General features: G+C 64.0%; 20 protein-coding genes, 2 tRNA genes and 1 pseudogene. 16 read left to right on the top strand and 7 right to left on the bottom strand.

Features of this window, described 5'->3' with window-relative positions; all coding sequences use genetic code 11:
• Window positions 1-74: 74 nt before the first annotated feature.
• Window positions 75-1,037, top strand: coding sequence for a hypothetical protein (locus tag AB0O89_RS04885; RefSeq protein WP_363494722.1), 963 nt, complete (start codon window positions 75-77; stop codon window positions 1,035-1,037).
• A gap of 150 nt (window positions 1,038-1,187) precedes the next feature.
• Here the strand turns inward: AB0O89_RS04885 and AB0O89_RS04880 are convergent, their stop codons facing one another.
• On the bottom strand, window positions 1,188-1,670 hold the full coding sequence (locus AB0O89_RS04880; RefSeq protein WP_363494720.1) for a hypothetical protein: 483 nt from the start codon (window positions 1,668-1,670) through the stop codon (window positions 1,188-1,190).
• A 437-nt stretch (window positions 1,671-2,107) separates the two neighbouring features.
• Between AB0O89_RS04880 and AB0O89_RS04875 the strand changes: the two genes are divergently transcribed.
• Complete coding sequence (locus AB0O89_RS04875; RefSeq protein WP_363494718.1) at window positions 2,108-2,713, top strand: DapH/DapD/GlmU-related protein; 606 nt, start codon at window positions 2,108-2,110, stop codon at window positions 2,711-2,713.
• Between the two features lie 46 nt (window positions 2,714-2,759).
• Here AB0O89_RS04875 and AB0O89_RS04870 read toward each other — a convergent pair whose 3' ends face one another.
• Window positions 2,760-3,950, bottom strand: a complete 1,191-nt coding sequence (locus tag AB0O89_RS04870) for a hypothetical protein (RefSeq protein ID WP_363494716.1) — start codon at window positions 3,948-3,950, stop codon at window positions 2,760-2,762.
• A gap of 156 nt (window positions 3,951-4,106) precedes the next feature.
• Between AB0O89_RS04870 and AB0O89_RS04865 the strand changes: the two genes are divergently transcribed.
• The 13 genes and pseudogenes from AB0O89_RS04865 to AB0O89_RS04805 form a co-directional block, all read left to right on the top strand.
• Complete coding sequence (locus AB0O89_RS04865) at window positions 4,107-4,412, top strand: hypothetical protein (RefSeq protein ID WP_363494714.1); 306 nt, start codon at window positions 4,107-4,109, stop codon at window positions 4,410-4,412.
• The gene (locus AB0O89_RS04860) at window positions 4,409-4,855 is read left to right on the top strand and encodes a hypothetical protein (protein WP_363494712.1); all 447 of its coding nucleotides are present in this window, start codon (window positions 4,409-4,411) and stop codon (window positions 4,853-4,855) included. The genes AB0O89_RS04865 and AB0O89_RS04860 overlap by 4 nt, the downstream gene beginning before the upstream one ends.
• Window positions 4,856-4,860: 5 nt before the next feature.
• On the top strand, window positions 4,861-5,163 hold the full coding sequence (locus AB0O89_RS04855) for a hypothetical protein (RefSeq protein ID WP_363494710.1): 303 nt from the start codon (window positions 4,861-4,863) through the stop codon (window positions 5,161-5,163).
• 302 nt (window positions 5,164-5,465) lie between these two features.
• A complete protein-coding gene (locus AB0O89_RS04850; protein ID WP_363494708.1) occupies window positions 5,466-6,113 on the top strand; it encodes an MT-A70 family methyltransferase in 648 nt (215 codons plus the stop codon).
• A gap of 15 nt (window positions 6,114-6,128) precedes the next feature.
• Window positions 6,129-6,323, top strand: a complete 195-nt coding sequence (locus AB0O89_RS04845; protein ID WP_363494706.1) for a hypothetical protein — start codon at window positions 6,129-6,131, stop codon at window positions 6,321-6,323.
• Between the two features lie 63 nt (window positions 6,324-6,386).
• Window positions 6,387-6,605: a hypothetical protein gene (locus tag AB0O89_RS04840; protein ID WP_363494704.1), complete on the top strand. Its 219-nt coding sequence runs from the start codon at window positions 6,387-6,389 to the stop codon at window positions 6,603-6,605.
• Window positions 6,592-8,802: a type IV secretion system DNA-binding domain-containing protein gene (locus AB0O89_RS04835; RefSeq protein WP_363494702.1), complete on the top strand. Its 2,211-nt coding sequence runs from the start codon at window positions 6,592-6,594 to the stop codon at window positions 8,800-8,802. The genes AB0O89_RS04840 and AB0O89_RS04835 overlap by 14 nt, the downstream gene beginning before the upstream one ends.
• A gap of 211 nt (window positions 8,803-9,013) precedes the next feature.
• Window positions 9,014-9,847: a replication-relaxation family protein gene (locus AB0O89_RS04830; RefSeq protein ID WP_363494700.1), complete on the top strand. Its 834-nt coding sequence runs from the start codon at window positions 9,014-9,016 to the stop codon at window positions 9,845-9,847.
• A 62-nt stretch (window positions 9,848-9,909) separates the two neighbouring features.
• Window positions 9,910-10,356, top strand: a complete 447-nt coding sequence (locus tag AB0O89_RS04825) for a hypothetical protein (RefSeq protein WP_363494698.1) — start codon at window positions 9,910-9,912, stop codon at window positions 10,354-10,356.
• 167 nt (window positions 10,357-10,523) lie between these two features.
• Window positions 10,524-10,964 carry a hypothetical protein gene (locus AB0O89_RS04820; RefSeq protein WP_363494696.1) on the top strand — a complete coding sequence of 147 codons (441 nt, stop codon included), beginning with the start codon at window positions 10,524-10,526 and terminating at the stop codon, window positions 10,962-10,964.
• Window positions 10,942-11,409, top strand: a complete 468-nt coding sequence (locus AB0O89_RS04815; RefSeq protein WP_363494694.1) for a hypothetical protein — start codon at window positions 10,942-10,944, stop codon at window positions 11,407-11,409. Before AB0O89_RS04820 ends, AB0O89_RS04815 begins: the two co-directional genes overlap by 23 nt.
• Window positions 11,393-11,830, top strand: coding sequence for a hypothetical protein (locus tag AB0O89_RS04810; protein WP_363494692.1), 438 nt, complete (start codon window positions 11,393-11,395; stop codon window positions 11,828-11,830). The genes AB0O89_RS04815 and AB0O89_RS04810 overlap by 17 nt, the downstream gene beginning before the upstream one ends.
• A 74-nt stretch (window positions 11,831-11,904) precedes the next feature.
• A pseudogene (locus AB0O89_RS04805) lies at window positions 11,905-13,017 on the top strand (recombinase family protein); the annotation flags it as partial.
• Here the strand turns inward: AB0O89_RS04805 and AB0O89_RS04800 are convergent.
• From AB0O89_RS04800 to AB0O89_RS04790, 3 genes are all read right to left on the bottom strand, one after another.
• Window positions 13,006-13,671 carry a hypothetical protein gene (locus tag AB0O89_RS04800; RefSeq protein ID WP_363494690.1) on the bottom strand — a complete coding sequence of 222 codons (666 nt, stop codon included), beginning with the start codon at window positions 13,669-13,671 and terminating at the stop codon, window positions 13,006-13,008. The pseudogene AB0O89_RS04805 and the gene AB0O89_RS04800 sit on opposite strands and share 12 nt — an antisense overlap.
• Before the next feature lie 46 nt (window positions 13,672-13,717).
• Window positions 13,718-13,793 (bottom strand) — tRNA-Ala (locus tag AB0O89_RS04795).
• Window positions 13,794-13,803: 10 nt separating this feature from the next.
• Window positions 13,804-13,877 (bottom strand) — tRNA-Ile (locus tag AB0O89_RS04790).
• Window positions 13,878-14,022: 145 nt separating this feature from the next.
• Between AB0O89_RS04790 and AB0O89_RS04785 the strand changes: the two genes are divergently transcribed.
• Window positions 14,023-14,736: a VIT family protein gene (locus AB0O89_RS04785; RefSeq protein WP_363494688.1), complete on the top strand. Its 714-nt coding sequence runs from the start codon at window positions 14,023-14,025 to the stop codon at window positions 14,734-14,736.
• A gap of 36 nt (window positions 14,737-14,772) precedes the next feature.
• On the opposite strand, the gene AB0O89_RS04780 is transcribed toward AB0O89_RS04785, so the two are convergent.
• Both AB0O89_RS04780 and gyrA read right to left on the bottom strand, forming a co-directional pair.
• Window positions 14,773-15,174, bottom strand: coding sequence for a DUF3566 domain-containing protein (locus AB0O89_RS04780; RefSeq protein WP_300591334.1), 402 nt, complete (start codon window positions 15,172-15,174; stop codon window positions 14,773-14,775).
• The gene (gene gyrA, locus AB0O89_RS04775) at window positions 15,171-17,738 is read right to left on the bottom strand and encodes a DNA gyrase subunit A (RefSeq protein WP_363494686.1); all 2,568 of its coding nucleotides are present in this window, start codon (window positions 17,736-17,738) and stop codon (window positions 15,171-15,173) included. The genes AB0O89_RS04780 and gyrA overlap by 4 nt, the downstream gene beginning before the upstream one ends.
• Between the last annotated feature and the right edge of the window lie 33 nt (window positions 17,739-17,771).

Here is a 17,771-nt window from a genome sequence, read left to right as displayed (position 1 = left end):
TATATGGCAATATCTGAGACACCCAGGATCTCCATAGAGAGCATCTACCCCTCGCCCAACTCACGAAGGACCCCATGCTGAAGCACGCCCTCGCGACGGTCGGGGCCGTCGCCGTCCTCGCTCTCGCCCTGACGGGATGCTCCGCCAGCCCGAACACCTCGGCGGAGCCGTCAAGCTCTACGGCCAGCGAGGTCTCCGACGACCAGCACCTCATCGAGGTCGCCCTCTGGAGCTACTACCAGTCCTGGTACAACTCCGACTGCGACTCGTTCGAGAAGCTGACCACGCCCGACCACCGCCAGGAGGTCATGCAGTACTACTACCAGCTCGACTACACCTGCGAGAACTTCCAGGCGTCGACTGAGGAGTGGTTCAGTGGCAAGACCGACGACAACCTGGTCATCGGCCAGGCGAACATCGACGGCGACACGGCCTCCGTGACCGCCGAAGAGAGCGTCTCCTGGGGTGACGACCCCGTCGTCACCAACTACCAGCTCACCCTCACCAAGGCGAGCGGGTCGTGGCTGGTCTCCTCGGAGAAGCTCACCGACGGCGAGCCCATCCCGAACGAGACGCCTACTTCGCCCAGTGCGGAGTACTCCTGCCCCGACGGATTCGCCGAGGCATTCGCGTCTGGCAACGCCATCGCCAAGGAGACCACTGAGACCGGTGTCACCACCGCCACTGAGTTGGGGTTCCCTGCACTCGAGGGTCTGGTGAGTTGCGTCGTCTACTACAAGGGTGTCGCTTACGAGGGTGACAAGAGGACCTGGGTTGCCTTCATCGGTGCCCCTGGTGTCTCGAAGGATGACCTGGGTGATGCTCTGACCGAGAGTGGACTCTCCTTGGTTGACCCCAAGGACGGTAGCTGGTTCGACGTCAACAGCCCGCTCTATGCAGACTGGTTCCGCCTGCGGAACTACGACGACCCGTCGCTGAGCAACACCTCCGATGACTGGGTTCTCGACTACCTCGATGAGTTCCCGGGTTCGGAGGCCTTCATCAGCGGCCACATCAAGGTCGCCGGTGCCAACTAGCCCATAGGGCAACGGCCACTTCGGTGGCAAGTCGGAAATTCCGGCGTCCCCATACTGCTTCGGCAGAGGCCTCCGATTCACTTTCGGGGGCCTCTGTCATGCATAAGGAAAAGCCCCCGCATCTGGATGATGCGGGGGCTAGGTGCCTCACTATGAGGCGGTGGTTGCGTCGAGTTCTCGGCGAACCACCTTGGCGATGTCAAGCAGTCGCTCCATGCTGATGCCCTGGTTAGCCGAGTGCGTCAGCAGCATGCAGTAGCCGAGCAGGATGTCGACCGGGGCGATGGCCTCGTCGGCCACCTTGAGCTTCTCGTCGCCGTACTCGCTCTCCGGACGGTAGAGCGGGCCGAGGCCGAGATGCATGAGAGCGAGGTCGAAGGCGTACATCATGTCGAGCGGGTCCGGCGTGCCGCCCTTGAAGAGCCGCCGCATGTACTCGCTGACGAACTGGTTCAGCACCATGTGCTGAATCGCCAGAGCCTCGGAAGGCTTGAAGCCTGCTTCGACCAGCAGCTCATGCCCGGCGATGTCGGCCTGGCTTTCGATGTGGCCGTAGTCACCGTATCGCGGGGACACGTTCTCGGCTGCCTCTACGAACGCTCGAATTCGAGCGTCCTCACGGGAATTGGACATGTTGCCTCCTCGGGCAGATGTATCTCTACCGGAGACGACGGGGTTGCCACGCTTCGGCAGACCAGTCCGCCCTCGTGTCAGAAATGACGGGATGCGAGGAGAGGCTGGTCGGCCGAAGCAGCTGCGTGAGAAGTGCTATCGGAGCTGTTTGGAAACGCTCAACGATATGCTCTATTTATAGCATATTTGTTCGATAAAGTCAATATGCCTATGACTTCGGCCCTCGCATGCAGTATTGACAAATCATCGCGTTTATGCTAAAATACGGATATTGCCGTTGAGCTTATCTAGTTCCGGCAGGCACTTCATTAGTTGCGTTTCTTCGACAGGCCAGCCTGCCCCGTTTCGACCATTTCAACGGGTCGAGGGCGGACTGGTCTGCCGAAGCATGGCAACCCCGTCGTCTCCGGAAGGGACGATGAAGTTGGGAGAGCCACATGGCTACATCAGCAAACATCCACCCCACCGCGATCATCCACCCGACCGTCGAGCTTGGCAACTGGGTCACCATCGGCCCCGGCGTCAAGATCGGTGCGAACGTCAAAGTTCTCCACAAGACCACCATCGGTGAGAACGTTGTCATCCAGAACGACTGCGAGATCAACGCCCGCGAGATCGGTGCCAACACAACGATCGAGTTAGGTGCTTACGTAGCGAGCCTTCGCATCGGTCGTCGCGTGACGATTGGGTACCACAGCCACATCACCGCGAACATCGGCGACCGCACCCGCATCGGAAGCAGCTCCCGCATCGGAGGCAGCTCCAGCCTCGGAGGCACCGTAGGCAAGTTCTGCCGCATCGGTAGTGGCGTTGTCGTGGAAGGTGGGCTCGGCAACAGCGTGACCATCAAGGACAACGCACTCATCGGTACAGGGGCACACATCGACGACAAGGCCACCATCGGCCGCTACGCCGTCGTCGGAGTCGGTGCCTTCGTGGACAGGTTCACAACCGTGCCCGAGCGAGCAACCGTGATCGGCCAGGGTGAGATTCTAATCCTCACCAAGTCGACGATGGACGAGTACCGCAATCGCAACCAATGAAGCGAACAGCCCCGCACAGCAATGTGCGGGGCTTCTTCTTTCAGCCCTACCAGTCGTCCGGGTGGCGATAGCTCAGCTTCTCCGGCGTTCCAGCCTCCAATAGACCACGCCAGACCTCAACCCCGACACCTCGCAGCTCCTCGGGAGCAGCCGACCGCCACAGCTCGTCAGCGTCAGTGCCGTCAAGACGATCCCCTGGCAGGACTTGCAGAATCAATGCCTGGGTGAGTCCTGCCGCACGTACCAAGTGCCGACGAACTGCAGAGGCCTCGGATTGCACGTCGTCAGGGTCTGCGTTATCGGCCAATCCGCTGAAGAGCCCTGACCAGTCGTGCAGGAAGCCCCAGGGCGTATCGATGTCTTCGAGTGCCTGGAGTACCGTCACCCATTCGACTTGGAGCAGAGGACGAACCGCCGCCCGACGCTGAGCAACATCCTTCGTGGTGACGGACTGAATGACCTCGAGCGAGTCCCACGACGCGGTGATACCCGAGCGTCGAAGAATATCGCGTCCAGTCGGTCGTGCCTCGAGCCGGGCAATGCAAGCATCCACCAGGGCGAATGCGACATACGTGCGGTCGGCCACCTGCGACCGTCTGATTTCACTGGGGTCGAGTGGAAACTCGCTCCGCCCCTTTCGATGCCGGAACTCGGCCATTCCGTAGGCCCAACGCTCGAGCCCGAAGACCAAGGTGGCGTACACCTGAGCGTGCCGAGCGAGCTGGCGAAGGTCCGCAACGTCCTCGCCCGACGCCTTGGCCCACGGTTGTTGTTCATCACGCTCATCCGCCGACGAGGCCTCGGCAAGCTGAGCAGCCAAGTAGCGAGCCTCGACCTCCGGGCGGGCGTACTTCATCTCCTCCAGGAGAGCCTGCTCTATGCGGTCTATGACCGCCGCCCTCATATCCCTAAACGGCTTGCCAGTCGGGAATCCCTCCAGCTTCTTCCGTCTGTTCGGGGCATCGAAGCCCTCGAAGCGTTTGCCAACCGCAAACACCATCTCGGCCAGTTCGCGGTCTTGCTCGCTCGGAAGCTCATCGATGGCGGCACCGATTCTCGCGGCCGTTGTCTGTGCAGCCCACTTCCGCACGGCCTCGTACTCGGTGACCTTCTCGCCGAAGAGTTCGACGAGAAGGTCCGGGTGGTCGCTGAGCCACTTGCTGCTGAGGGAGTGTGCCTGAGCCGGGTAGTCCTCAAGCCGGAACCTCAGCTCACTCTTCCCGTGACGGTTGGCCATGAACTCAGTCTGCCGTGCCGCGGCTTTCGCTATCGCTTCGCTATTGCTCTATCCCTCGGCTGTTCGAGCAGACCACCACGGCCTCAGAGTCAGAACCAAGCCCGGTGACAGCGGGTGTCCCAGTTCATCTCAACCCCGGAAGGTGGCTCAGGCCTCATGTCCATCATCACCATCAGCAACCCGAGCGGACCCCTCCTCCGCCAGTTGCTCACCTTCGAGGAGGCAGCGGCGAATCTCGACCAGATCCGCTCCTTCTTCTTCGAATCCGATCACGACTGGACCCTCACGGAGCTGGCGTACCTCCGCCAGCTCATGGGTCCGCTGTACACCCTCACGAACGTCATCGAGGAGCAGCTCGAGAACGAGACCGTGTGGGCCGAGGCGTCGGAGCAGTACAACGCCCGCCAGGCCAAGCAGGCTCACCCGGCGAACGGCCTCCGCAAGACGGGAGACCGCTCGTGAACGAGGAGACGAACGGCTACATCCTCCCGGCGAGCCGGATGCCGTCCACCGTGGTGGCTCCGGCGATGGGCCAGATGTCGGGGCTGCTCGGTGGGCAGCCGCTTCGCCGGCCCGTCCAGAAGCAGCTCGACCGTGACATCGAGCAGTTCACCGCCAACACGATCCTGGTCATCTACCGGCAGCAGGCCGAGCAGGGTCTGGCCCGGATGCAGGCCCAGGCGAACTACGAGCTGGCCCGCTTCACGGAGCAGGCCGAGGCCGAGCTGGCGACCATGCACGAGACCGGGCGTGGGCAGATCGCCGACGCGGCTCTGGTGCAGGTCGCGGCCACGGGTGCCCTGGCGGACTCCATCGCCAAGGCCAACCCGATGATCGCTCCGCAGGCGTTCAAGATCGTCGAGGCCCAGGCCACGGGTGCCGCCATCGCCCTGATGAGGTGGTGACGGCGATGCCTGTCGAATTCATGGCCGTCCTGACGTTCTGCGGGATCTGCCTGCTCGGCATCGCCGGGTACTTCGTCTGGGCTCACTTCCAGGGCAAGGCCTGGAGCCGTGGCTACGACTACGGACGCTCCCAGGCCCGCCCTGTCGAGCCCAGCCTCGAGTACCGGCTCCAGCAGCTCGTCGACGGACGCGAAGTCCTGAAGGTCAGCATCAACGAGGCAGTGGCCGAAGAACACGCTCGAGGGCACGACGCCCGCGTCGCCCTCGTGCGGCTGCTCAACTCGCAGGGAGGTGGAGCGGTCAAGTAAGGGCTAGAGCTTCCGCAACCAGCTCGAGGTACGGGGGTCGGGTCGACCGGCTCGACCCCCGCCTCCTCGGAAAACCACCTCAACGGGCCGTGTCGTTGTAAAAGTCACAACCACGGCTAGCGTCTCCACTTTTCACGGCATTGCACGGGCCTCTAACCCCGGTTGCCGAGCGGAGACGGGTCACGCAGGTCGGTGGGTTTAGTGCCCTCCGCACCCCTGTTCAGCACACCCATTTTCAGGCATAAGTAGCCCCAGAAAGCGTTGCGGCGTCAGGTCCGGCAACGTGAAAGGACATCCGCTCCATGAGCATCAAGAAGCAGAGCATCACCAAGACCGCCGAGGTCGTCACGCCCAAGAAGAGGTACTCGGTCATCATGGCCGACCCGCCGTGGGACGTGCAGCAGAAGGGTCATCTCGGGGCCAGCGAACACTACGACCTCATGACCATCGAGCAGATTAAGGGCATGGGCGACGCCGTCAAGGCCCTGGCCGAGGACGACGCCCACCTGTGGCTGTGGGTCACCAACGCGGTACTCCTGAACGGTGACGCCAAGGCCGTCATGGACGCCTGGGGGTTCACTCCCCGCTCGCCGCTGACGTGGGTGAAGCCCCGCATCATGCTCGGCAACTACCTTCGCAACTCGACCGAACACCTCATCTTCGCCACCCGCGGCAAGGCCCCGGTGCAGTTCAAGTCGCAGGGCACCTGGACGTTTGCTCCGCTGCAGGACCACTCGCACAAGCCCGAGGAGCAGTACGCCATCATCCGCCGTGTGTCGGGCGAGGACTCGACGAAGCTCGAGCTTTTCGCCAGGCGTCGTGAGCATGGCTGGGACGCCTGGGGCAACGAGATGCCTGACTCCGACGTCAGCCTCGCCCCGTGGGGCTTCCCGATCCCGGCCGACTTCACTCGTGACGAGAGGGACTCCGCCAAGGAGGCCCAGGCGTGATGTGGGACGACAACTATGCAGCCGAAGAACCCACTCTCCAGCCTTTTGGATGGCGTCATCGTCCTGCTGGCCGCCGCCATCCTCGCTTCGATCACGGTCTGGATCATCCAGCAGATCTGGGTGTGGCTCGTGGGCATCGCAGCCGCCGCCGTACTCGTCACGGCCGCCGTCATCGTCGTGCGAATCCTGCTCCGTCGACGCGGCCTGTGACGGTTGACCGCAATACCGGAATCGTTCTCAATAAGGGAACGACACGAATGAAGGGAGGGCGAAATGACCACTAACTACGAACCACCGAAGGGTGTGAAGGCACGGCGAAACTCGCCCTCCCGGAAGTTCCGGCTGGTGCCGGTCTGGCTCCCGCAGCCGGATGTCAGGAAGCTCGGCGAAGCGTTCCTGATGCTCGCCACTCACCAGGCCGAGATGGAAGCCCAGCGAGTAACGGAGTCGCAGCTCGACGACGCCGAGGAGGCCACCGATGAGCCGTCCTAAGAACGTCTGGGTGTGGCGTCAGATCTGGTGGCCGCGTCCCTTCTCGCCGGAGACGGCGGTCGAGGTGCTGGATCGTCTGGCGACCGACCGTCAGCTCGGGCAGCTCGTCTTCGAGGCGGTCGGCGAGCCTGGCGGAGTCAGCTATCGCGTCGGCATTCGCCCGCACCACGTTCGAGAGCTGACTTCCCTCCTATCCAAGCTGGTGCCGGATATCCACATCGCTGAGCCAGCCAGCGACGCTCGCCCCCAGCTGATGTTCGCGGGCCGAGTGAAGACCACCCACCCGCGTCTGGCCCTCAACGTCGACCGGGTCACGGCGATCAGTCGTGCCGTGCTGGCAGGACTTGCTTCGGCCAACGCCGAAGGCGAGCAGGTGGTGCTGCAGGTCCTGCTCGGGGAGCGTCAGACCCCGGAGTTCGTCAGCAACACCTCGACCGACCCACAGCAGTCCTGGTTCGACCTCCTTGTCGGCGGCACGGCCCGTGCCGGAGCGGATGCCCGCTCGAGCATGAAGACCCGCTCCGGCGTGCATGGCTTCCGCACCACCATCCGCATCGGGGCCACCGCAGACGCTCCCGCGAGGGCGAAGACGCTGGTCTCGACAGTGCTGAACGGTCTGCGAGTCGCCCAGTCCGCTGGAGTGCGACTGCACTTCACCGAGGAGGCACCACACCGTCTGGAGACGGTGGCGACGCCGTGGCAGTACCCACTGGTCCTGTCCACCCGTGAGCTGGCACCCCTGACCGGCTGGCCGCTGACTGCAGACCCCGACGCTGTCTTGCCGGGCCAGCCTGGGGCTCACCCCCGCGTGGTGGCACCGCCGGACTTCCTGGCCGCCAGCCAACATCCGTTCGCTGAGGCGACGGCACCTGGTCGGCAGATTCGCTTCGGCATCGACGCCCGCTCGAGTACCCGGCACAGCTTCCTCATCGGCCCGACGGGTGCCGGGAAGAGCAGCTTGATGCTCCCGCAGATTCAGGCGGCCATCGACGAGGGACGCAGCGTGCTGGTCATCGATCCCAAGACCGACCTCGTCACCGCCGTCCTCGAACACATCCCAGAACACCGCAAGAGGGACGTCGTGATCATCGACCCGCTCTCGGATAGGCCGGTCGGCATCAACCCCCTGAAGGGAGCCGGACGTAACGCCGGACTGGTCGCCGACACTCTGCTCGGCGTCTTCCGCGACCTCTCCGGCGAGGCCGCCTGGGGCATCCGCGTCAACGACGTCTTCGCCGCCGCCCTCACCACCCTGGCCCACTACGACGGAGCGACCCTGCCAATGCTGGTGCCGCTGCTGACCGACGAGCATTTCCGAGCCAAGGTGCTTCGCCAGGTCACCCATGACCCGCTCGGACTCGGTTCGTTCTGGGCCGAGTACGAGGCCATGACGCCGTCGATGCGAGCCCAGGTGGTCGCCCCGGCACTAACTCGAATCCGGCAGTTCCTGCTGCGTCCCCAGATGCGGGCGATGCTCGGCCAGGCCGACCCGAACTTCCACCTCAGCGAGCTGTTCACCAGCCGCAAGATCGTCCTCGTCCCGCTTGGGCGTGGACTGCTGGGACTGGAAAACGCTCGTCTGCTGGGCAGCCTCATCGTCGGGCAGCTGTGGCCGCTCATCCAGGCCCGTGCAGCCGTGCCACCGGAGCGACGTCACATCGTCTCGGTCTTCATCGACGAGATCGGCGAGTTCATCTCCGGCTTCGGCTCCTCCGACCTTGCCGACGCCCTCAGCCAGGCTCGCGGCTACGGGGCAGCGTTCACGATGGCCGCACAGTTCCGTCGCCAGGTACCGACTTCCCTGATCGAGGCCATCGATGGCAACGTCGGCAACAAGCTCGTCTTCGGACTCAACTCCGCCGAGGACGCCGCCGCCTACGCCAAGCAGGCACCCGGCCTGGAGCCCGCCGATTTCCAGCTCCTGGAGACCCGACACCTCTATGCCAACCTCACCCAGGGCGATCGCTCGACCGGCTGGTTCTCCGCCAAGGCACTCCCGCTCGCTCCGGCAAGCAGCGACCCCATCGAGCTGCGACAGCTCTCCGCCCAGGCCTACGGTCGACCTATCGGAGACGTCGAGACCGAGGTGCTGACCGCCATCGGCCTGCAGTCCAACGGCGAACGGCTCACCGAAGTCGACACCGAAGACGACGAGCCGGTCGGGCGTGCTGGTGGCCGAAAAGGCGACCGCTCATGAGCCCGGTCGACACCTATACGGGGCATCAGTTCGCCCATCACTTCGGGTCGAAGAACTACGGCGAAACCAGCCGGAACCGCCCCGATGCTCGCCCTGGCCGGGACAAGACTCTGCTCCCATTCCCAGCAGTTCGCTCCTGGCTGGCTCGCCCCGCCCACGTCCTGCAGTCCTGCCGTTCCCTCGACTCCCTCTCAGCCCTTGGAGGTCATCGATGACGCTCCGACGCCCTGACCTCGAGGCCATACTCAGCGACCGTGACTGGCTGATCCTCGGCTCCGTGCAGCAGTATCGCTTCCTCACCACCCGGCAGGTAGCCCGACTGCATTTCGACCTCAAGCCCGAGACGAAGCCCATACCCAGACGGGCGACCCTGGCGATGTCACGCCTCCGCGGCCTCGGGCTCGTCGAGAGTCTGCACCGTCGTATCGGCGGTGTCCGGGCCGGATCGGCCGGAATGGTCTGGCAGAACACCAACCTCAGCAGACAGCTTCTCGCCGGGCGTTCCGAATCCACCGACGCGGTGCCTGCGAGTCGGATGCGTCGGCACGAGCCAGGTGCCGTCTTCCTGGAACACACCCTCGCCGTGGCCGAGACCGCCATCGACGTGATGGACGCCACCAGAGACCGACACGTAGCCCTGGACCGCCTCGAGCTGGAGCCGGATGCCTGGCGAAGCTACCTCGGCAAGCACGGTGGAGTCGTTCGCCTCAAGCCGGATCTCGCCGTCTCGACACGTACCAGCTCGGGCGACGTCGACCACTGGTTCATCGAGGTCGACCGCGACACCGAACCCCCCGGCCGCATCCTCCGCAAGTGCATCCAGTACCAGGATCACCGCCGAGCAGGCACCGAGCAGAAACGACTCGGCGTCTATCCGGCCGTGGTCTGGATCGTGCCGAGCGACCGGCGACAGGAGCAACTCCGTCGCCGCATCGACCAGGACCCGCAAGTACAGAACCGACTCTTCGTGGTCATCCGCCCCGAAGAGCTGGACCTGCTGCTGACCCTCGGATTGGAGGACTTCCGCCTCCGGGCAGACCACTAGAGCCGGGCACTGCTGCTCCCGAGCAGCCCGGAAGCAATCAAGTAACGGGAAGGAGGAAACCAATGAAAGAAGAAACGAAACCGGACAGCGACTTCACCGAGGCACTCGTCGAGGAGGTAGTCGGCTGGCCGAAGGACGAGCAAGAAGTCCTGAAGATCATGAGAGGCATCATCAACCGGCTCAACAGCGGAGGTAACGCTGGCGAGTGGGACCTGTGGGAACACGGCAGTGCGATGGTGGCCTACATCCGCAACATCGACCCAGAAGCAATCGACAGTACGTACCTATGGCCCGACTTCGAAGGCTGCTTCATCGAGACGGCAGAGAGTTGGCCCATCGCACGAGCAAGCACCCTGGGTCTGTTCGCCGAGTGGATCATCCAACGAGCGGGGCCAGATGCTTCCATTTCGGAGGTTCTCGCCGACCTAAACCCTGAGTACTTCCGCGAGTTCATGAAGCGGATGCGGTTCGTCCGCTACGCGGGCGGTATCCACATCTTCCGAATGTGACCCGACCAGCGAACTAGTGCCCTCGGGGCGACCGGCCAGCCGTCACTGGCGAGCCGGTCGCCCCACCCCAACTTCACCCCGGCATGCCCGATGCCTGGCGTGAGCCATGCCGTTTTCAGGCAGCACATCAACTTCAGCGGGTGGGCAGAAAGGAGGGATACCCCTTCATGAACTACGAATATCAACACCAACCAGAGTCGACCGAGACTCGACCCGAGCCACAGCCCGACTACGAGCTGGTGGCCAACCGGCTCCAGACTGCGACGTCGCGAGCTGCGGCCCGCCGCATTCGCACCCTCTGGGAGCAACACGGCACGCCCGTGGCCGCCTTCTTCGAGATGGACGGCGTCGACCCCAGCTCCGAGACGCTCGAGCAGGACTTCACGGCGTCCTACGTCACCAGCTACGCCGACCAGGAAGACCTCATCGACGGCGAGATCGCCTCGTGGGGCTGGGTCACCGAGCTTCGCCAAGCCATCCAGAACTACGACCCGGTCCTCCAAGACATCACGGTCTTCGACCGCGACGCCATCGTCAGCTTCCTCTACGGGCACTACCTCATCACCGAGATGGGAGGGGCACTCCATGTCTTCAATCGGGACTACTAACCCCGGCGAGCAGGAGCCGAGTAGCCAGGGCAACCGCGAGATGGGGGTCCGACCGACACGGATTCTGGACTTCGCCGACGACCACATCGCTCGGCTGGCCAGCCAGGCACCAAGCCGACAGGCCGCCAGACGGCTCCGGACGGGGCTACAGGAGTACAGCACCCCGTTTGCCCTGTACCTCGAGCTGGATGATGTCGACCCCTACGCCGACACCCTTCTTGACGATTTCGAGGTGAACTTCCGCGGCTACTACCCATCGCGGCGGGAACTGATGGACGAGACCCTCGAGGTGCTGGGGTTGCGGCAGGAGCTGGATGACTTCTTCGACAGCCATGAGGAGTTCACCGGCCTGCTGACCTTCGACTACCAGACACTCTGGGAACTGCTGCAGGACCGCTTCGAGATGGTCGAGATCGCCGGAGGCCTCTATGTCTTCGAGCGATAGCGAACACCGCGGCCATGACCCCGCCGACCAGACGCCCGAGCAACGCCGGGAGCGATGGGATGCCGAAGCAGAGCGTCGGCACCGCATCCACCACGGCCTCCACGAGTACGGCGAAGAGCAGTTCCTGGCCTTCCTGCAACTGCCGGAGACCAACCCGGACGACCCGGAGCTGCTCGACAAGTTCGCCATGTACTTCGTGGAGAGCTTCAGTGACCCGATACGGGTCGCCCTGCGGTTCGTCGGCTCGACGTTCACCGGCGAGGAGGCCGCACGCTTCATCGTGGGCGTGGACCGCCGACGAGGCACCGTGACGGTCGATGTGACGCGAGCCGTCGAACACATCCGAGACCACTACCGGCTCGTCAGGATGGGCGACCGGACACACGTCTTCGAGCAGCCCGTCGAGGAGCCGAGACAGTGATTCCCGACGACGTGAGCCGGGCGGAAGCAGGCGGCGGCATCGACCCCCGTTACGGCCCGAACTTATCCACAGATATGCCTCTGACCGGCCATTTTCCTGACTCGAAAGGACTGGACTCTTTGCCCGAAAAGAGCGTCAATGGACAAGACGGAATAGGAGAACTCTCACCAATGAACCCAGTCGCACCATCGCCGCAACCACTCGCCCCGTTCGCTGGCTTTGCACAGTCGCTGGCTCCGAAGGTCGCCATCTCCTACATCCGGGTCTCGTCCGAACGGCAGGCCCGTCGAGGCGGTGGCGACGTCGAGGGCTTCTCCATCCCGGCCCAGCGTGAAGCCAACAAGGCGAAGGCTGCCAGCATGGGAGCCATCATCGTCAAGGAGTTCGTCGACGGTGGTGAATCCGGCACGTCGATCCGTCGCCGCAACGACCTCAAGGCGATGCTCGAGTACCTCGACGACCACGAGGTCGACTACGTCATCGTCCATAAGCTCGACCGCCTCGCCCGCAATCGAGATGACGATTCCGACATCACCCGCGTGCTTCGAGGACGAAGCGTGCGTCTGGTGTCCACGACCGAGCCGATTGACGAGACTCCTGCCGGGATGCTGCTCCACGGCATCCTCGCGTCGATGAACGAGTTCTACTCCCGCAACCTCTCCATCGAGGTCCTCAAGGGCATGAACATGAAGGCCCGCCTCGGGGGCACCAACGGCCGGGCTCCGCTCGGCTACCGCAACCTTCAGACCGTCGATGACGAAGGCCGCGAGTTCCGCACCGTCATCCTCGACGAGGAACGGGCTCCGCTCGTCAAGAAGGCATTCGAGCTTTACGGCACCGGGGACTGGACGCTCTCGACCCTCGCCGAACACCTCGGTGACCTCGGCCTGACGACCGTGCCGACCCCTCGGATGCCTTCGGTTCCCGTCTCGGAGACGCACCTGAACAAGGTGCTGAGCAACCCCTACTACACCGGCATCGTCACCTTCCGAGGAGCCCAGTACGAGGGACGTCACGAAGCCCTCATCGACCCGGTTCTCTGGCAAACCGTCCAGGGCATCCTCGCCAGCAAGGTCAACGGCGTTCGCACACGCAAGCACCCGCACTACCTGAAGGCGACCGTGTTCTGCGGCCACTGCGGCGAGCGGATGCGAGTGAACATGTCCAAGGCAAGGTCAGGGCTCCGCTACCCCTACTTCATGTGCGGAGGACGCCACTCGGGTCGAACGAAGTGCAAGTTCCAGGCCACCCTCATCTACGAGGTCGAGCAGAAGATCCCCGACCTCTACAAGGCAATCGAGCTTCGCCCCGAGTTCAGGAACAGCGTCGAGGCCATGATCCGCGAGAGCTTCAAGACCACCCAGGTGGCCGTCGCCCAGGAAAAGAACGCCCTCCAGACCGAACTCAGCAAGCTGGATCGTCAACGCCTCAAGCTCCTCGAAGCCCACTACGCCGGAGCCGTGCCGGTCGACCTCCTGGGCGTCGAGCAGGAACGCATCGCCAAGTCCATGACCAGCATCAAGGCCAAGCTGGAAGCCCTGCAGGGTCACAGCGACATCGTCGAGAAGAACCTCACAGCCGCACTCGACCTGACCGTCGACGTCGCACGGGCCTACGAGGAAGCCCCCGAACACATCAAGAAGATGTTCAACCAGGCATTCTTCGAGCAGATCCGCATCGTCCAGAACGACGACCACGCTGACGGCTTCCGCCTCGTCGGCGACCTGAACGAGCCGTTCGCCACCCTGCTCAGCAGCGACGTCCGAACCGCCGAGGCGGCCTGGACCCTCACCCAGAAAACCAAGAAGCCCGCTGATGCCAGCGGGCTTCTTGATGTTCACTATCGCGGTGTATCTACTCTGGCCAATGGTTTGAGTAAGACACTTTTGGTGGAGCCTAGGAGATTCGAACTCCTGACATCCTGCTTGCAAAGCAGGCGCTCTACCAACTGAGCTAAGGCCCCGGGGCTTGCGTGGGGCTACCAGGACTTGAACCTGGGACCTCTTCATTATCAGTGAAGCGCTCTAACCGCCTGAGCTATAGCCCCGTGTGGTGCCGGCACATCGCACCGTCAACCTCCAAGACTTTACCCGAAGCGACGCGGTTTCCACGAATCCGGATGCACGCTGGCCGGAGTTCGCTTAGCCGATCCTTCATTGCGCGCCGTCATGGCGAGTTGTTGACTGAGCGGCGTGACCGATGCAACGCACGCCCACGAACCGCACGCGACCGGCGTCAGCCAGAAACTGAACTGGCTCCGTGCGGGCGTTCTCGGTGCCAACGACGGCATCGTCTCCGTCGCCTCGCTCGTGGTCGGTGTCGCCGGCGCCACGACGGACACGCCGGCCCTCTTGCTCGCAGGTGTCGCGGGCCTCGTGGGTGGCGCGATCTCGATGGCCCTCGGCGAGTACGTGTCGGTCAGCAGCCAGCGCGACAGCGAGCGAGCGCTCATTGCGAAGGAGCGGCGCGAGCTCGCCGAGATGCCCGAGGAAGAGCTCGAGGAGTTGACCCAGCTCTACCAGGATCGCGGCCTGAGCAGAGACACCGCGGTGCAGGTCGCGAAGGAGCTCACGGCCCACGATGCGCTCGCTGCTCACCTCGAGGTAGAGCTGCACATCGACCAAGACGATCTCGTGAGCCCGTGGCAGGCAGCGTTCTCCTCTGCCGTCGCGTTCACGTTCGGCGCTCTCCTACCCCTGCTGGCGATTCTTCTTCCGCCGCCGGAGTGGCGGGTTCCGGTCACCGTCGTGGCAGTGCTCATTGCGCTGGCCGTCACCGGCTCGATCTCAGCGCGCCTGGGAGGAGCATCGCAGGGACGCGCGGTGCTGCGCCTGGTCATCGGCGGTGCGCTGGCGCTAGCTGCAACCTATGCGATCGGCACACTGCTGGGCACGACCGTCGTCTAGCCCGGCTTTCGCCGGCGACGCCGCGCGCGCGCCGCGTCAGTTCGAGGTGAATCCGACGAGCAAGCCGCCCGTGACCTTCACCGCAAGGTTGTAGATACCGGCAACGACGGCACCCATGACGGTGACGACCACGAGGTTCAGGATCGCGACGATCGCCGAGAACGCCAGCACCTGCGGGAGGGACAGCACTGCCGACAGCGAGAACGTGCCGTCCGTGAAGCTGCCGATGAACTCGTCAGCCTGACCAATCAGGCCCGTCGTCTGCAGGATGAGGAAGATCAGCACGAAGAACACGACGGTTGCGATCGCGATCGCCACCGCAGCCAGGAACGACAGCTTCACGGCCGACCAGAAGTCAAGGTAGACAAGGCGCAGGCGCACCTGCTTGGTCGTGGTCTTGCTGGACTTCTTGGCGAGTTTGTCGGCTACCGTCGTCATGCGTCGGGACTTCCTTCAACGATCTGGGGGGAGGCGGCGTCATCCGACGCATCCGTGGCCGCGGCGACTTCTGCCACAACCCGCTCTCCGTTACGCGCGACCGCGATGATGCGATCCTCGTCATCGGGGCGGGCGAAGACGACACCCATGGTGTCGCGACCCTTGGCGGGGACCTCGGCCACGGCAGAGCGTACCACCTTGCCGCTGGCAAGAACCACCAAGACCTCGTCGTCCTCCGAGACGATCAAACCCCCCGCGAGGACCCCACGATCCTCGGTCAGCTTCGCGACTTTGATGCCGAGGCCGCCGCGGCCCTGCTCACGATACTGGGCGACATCCGTGCGCTTCGCGTAGCCGCCCTCGGTGACGACGAACACGTACCCCTCGTCGCGAACCACGGATGCCGAAAGCAGGCAATCATCTCCACGGAACGACATTCCCTTGACGCCCTCGGTCGCCCGTCCCATGGGGCGAAGCGCAGAATCCGTGGCCGTGAACCGCAGCGACATGCCCTCGCGGCTGATCAACAGGATGTCGTCACCCTCGTCCACGAGCATCGCGGAGGTCAACTCGTCTCCGGCATCCTCACCCTCGCCGGCGCGCAACTTGATGGCGATGACGCCGCCCTGGCGGTTGGTGTCGTATTCGGTCAGGCGCGTCTTCTTCACCAGTCCGCTGCGGGTGGCAAGCACCAGGTAGGGCGCTGCCTGATAGTCACGGATGTCGAGGATCTGGGCGATCTCTTCCTCGGGCTGGAGCGCAAGGAAGTTCGCGACGTGCTGGCCCTTCGCGTCGCGCCCGGCCTCGGGAAGCTCGTACGCCTTCGCGCGGTACACGCGGCCCTTGTTCGTGAAGAACAACAGCCAGTGGTGGGTTGTCGTCACGAAGAAGTGCTCCACGACGTCGTCAGCCCGCAACTGCGCGCCCCTCACACCCTTGCCGCCGCGGTGCTGCGACCGGTAGTTGTCGCTGCGCGTGCGCTTGATGTACCCGGCGCGGGTGACGGTGATGACCATCTCTTCTTCGGGGATGAGGTCTTCGACCGACATATCGCCGTCGTAGCCGGGCATGATCTCGGTGCGTCGGTCGTCGCCGAAACGGTCGACGATCGCGGTGAGTTCCTCACGGATGATGGAACGCTGGCGCATCGGGTCGGCGAGGATCGCCTGGAAGTCCAGGATCTGAGCCTCGAGCTCGGTGGCCTCGTCGATGATCTTCTGTCGTTCCAGCGCTGCGAGCCGACGCAGTTGCATCTGCAGAATCGCGTCGGCTTGCACGTCGTCGATCTCGAGCAGGTCCTTCAGGCCCTCGCGCGCATCATCGACGGTCGCCGAGCGACGGATGAGGGCGATGACCTCGTCGAGCGCGTCGAGCGCCTTGAGGTACCCGCGCAGGATGTGCATCCGCTCTTCGGCCTTGCGGAGGCGGTATCGGGTGCGCCGGACGATGACCTCGACCTGGTGTTCGATCCAGTAGCTGATGAATCCGTCAAGCGGCAGCGTGCGCGGCACGCCGTCGACGATCGCCAGCATGTTCGCGCCGAAGTTTTCCTGCAGCTGCGTGTGCTTGTACAGGTTGTTCAGTACGACCTTCGCGACGGCGTCGCGCTTGAGGACGATGACCAGGCGCTGACCGGTGCGGCCCGATGTCTCGTCACGGATGTCGGCGATACCGGTGATCTTGCCCTCGCGGGCAAGGTCGCCGATCTTCACAGCGACGTTGTCGGGGTTGACCTGGTAGGGCAGTTCGGTGATCACCAAGCACGTGCGGCCCTGGATTTCTTCCACATTGACCACCGCGCGCATCGTGATGGATCCGCGGCCGGTGCGGTAGGCATCCTTGATGCCCTTGGTGCCGAGGATCTGCGCGGCAGTCGGGAAGTCAGGTCCGGGAATGCGCTCCATGAGCGCTTCCAGGAGTTCCTCACGGGTGGCCTCTGGGTGTTCGAGTGCCCAGAGGGCGCCCGCGGAGACCTCGCGGAGGTTGTGCGGCGGGATGTTCGTTGCCATGCCGACCGCGATACCCACGGAACCGTTGACCAACAGGTTCGGGAAGCGGGCAGGCAGAACGATCGGTTCCTGCGTCTGTCCGTCGTAGTTGGGCTGGAAGTCGACGGTCTCTTCTTCGATGTCCCTGACCATCTCCAGCGCGAGGGGCGCCATCTTGGTCTCGGTGTATCGCGGTGCAGCAGCGCCCTGGTTTCCCGGGGTCCCGAAGTTCCCCTGGCCGAGAGCAAGCGGGTAACGCAGCGCCCACGGCTGCACCAGCCGGACGAGGGTGTCGTAGATCGCCGAGTCACCGTGCGGGTGGTACTGACCCATGACCTCACCGACGACGCGCGAGCACTTCGAGAAGGACTTGTCGGGGCGGTACCCACCGTCGTACATGCCGTAGATCACGCGGCGGTGCACGGGCTTCAGGCCATCGCGCACGTCGGGAAGGGCGCGACCGACGATGACGCTCATCGCGTAGTCGAGGTAGGACCGCTGCATCTCCAGCTGCAGGTCGACCTGGTCGATTCGACCGTGGTTGTGCTCCGGCTCGGGACGTTGTTCGTCTGCCATGTCTGTCTCTACTTCGTCGTTTCGATGTGCTCG

This window comes from Microbacterium sp. NPDC076895 (genome assembly GCF_040687115.1).
In the GTDB taxonomy this organism is placed as follows: domain Bacteria; phylum Actinomycetota; class Actinomycetes; order Actinomycetales; family Microbacteriaceae; genus Microbacterium.
Note: the sequence above shows the minus strand (reverse complement) of the source record. Positions and strands in the feature narration are given on the sequence as shown.

Coding starts and splice junctions, on each gene's coding strand:
- AB0O89_RS04820 (WP_363494696.1), top strand. CDS start 10,524: ATGAACTACGAATATCAACACCAACCAGAGTCGACCGAGACTCGACCC.
- AB0O89_RS04780 (WP_300591334.1), bottom strand. CDS start 15,174: ATGACGACGGTAGCCGACAAACTCGCCAAGAAGTCCAGCAAGACCACG.
- AB0O89_RS04850 (WP_363494708.1), top strand. CDS start 5,466: ATGAGCATCAAGAAGCAGAGCATCACCAAGACCGCCGAGGTCGTCACG.
- AB0O89_RS04855 (WP_363494710.1), top strand. CDS start 4,861: ATGCCTGTCGAATTCATGGCCGTCCTGACGTTCTGCGGGATCTGCCTG.
- AB0O89_RS04825 (WP_363494698.1), top strand. CDS start 9,910: ATGAAAGAAGAAACGAAACCGGACAGCGACTTCACCGAGGCACTCGTC.
- gyrA (WP_363494686.1), bottom strand. CDS start 17,738: ATGGCAGACGAACAACGTCCCGAGCCGGAGCACAACCACGGTCGAATC.
- AB0O89_RS04845 (WP_363494706.1), top strand. CDS start 6,129: ATGCAGCCGAAGAACCCACTCTCCAGCCTTTTGGATGGCGTCATCGTC.
- AB0O89_RS04840 (WP_363494704.1), top strand. CDS start 6,387: ATGACCACTAACTACGAACCACCGAAGGGTGTGAAGGCACGGCGAAAC.
- AB0O89_RS04830 (WP_363494700.1), top strand. CDS start 9,014: ATGACGCTCCGACGCCCTGACCTCGAGGCCATACTCAGCGACCGTGAC.
- AB0O89_RS04875 (WP_363494718.1), top strand. CDS start 2,108: ATGGCTACATCAGCAAACATCCACCCCACCGCGATCATCCACCCGACC.
- AB0O89_RS04885 (WP_363494722.1), top strand. CDS start 75: ATGCTGAAGCACGCCCTCGCGACGGTCGGGGCCGTCGCCGTCCTCGCT.
- AB0O89_RS04815 (WP_363494694.1), top strand. CDS start 10,942: ATGTCTTCAATCGGGACTACTAACCCCGGCGAGCAGGAGCCGAGTAGC.
- AB0O89_RS04810 (WP_363494692.1), top strand. CDS start 11,393: ATGTCTTCGAGCGATAGCGAACACCGCGGCCATGACCCCGCCGACCAG.
- AB0O89_RS04835 (WP_363494702.1), top strand. CDS start 6,592: ATGAGCCGTCCTAAGAACGTCTGGGTGTGGCGTCAGATCTGGTGGCCG.
- AB0O89_RS04865 (WP_363494714.1), top strand. CDS start 4,107: ATGTCCATCATCACCATCAGCAACCCGAGCGGACCCCTCCTCCGCCAG.
- AB0O89_RS04870 (WP_363494716.1), bottom strand. CDS start 3,950: ATGGCCAACCGTCACGGGAAGAGTGAGCTGAGGTTCCGGCTTGAGGAC.
- AB0O89_RS04880 (WP_363494720.1), bottom strand. CDS start 1,670: ATGTCCAATTCCCGTGAGGACGCTCGAATTCGAGCGTTCGTAGAGGCA.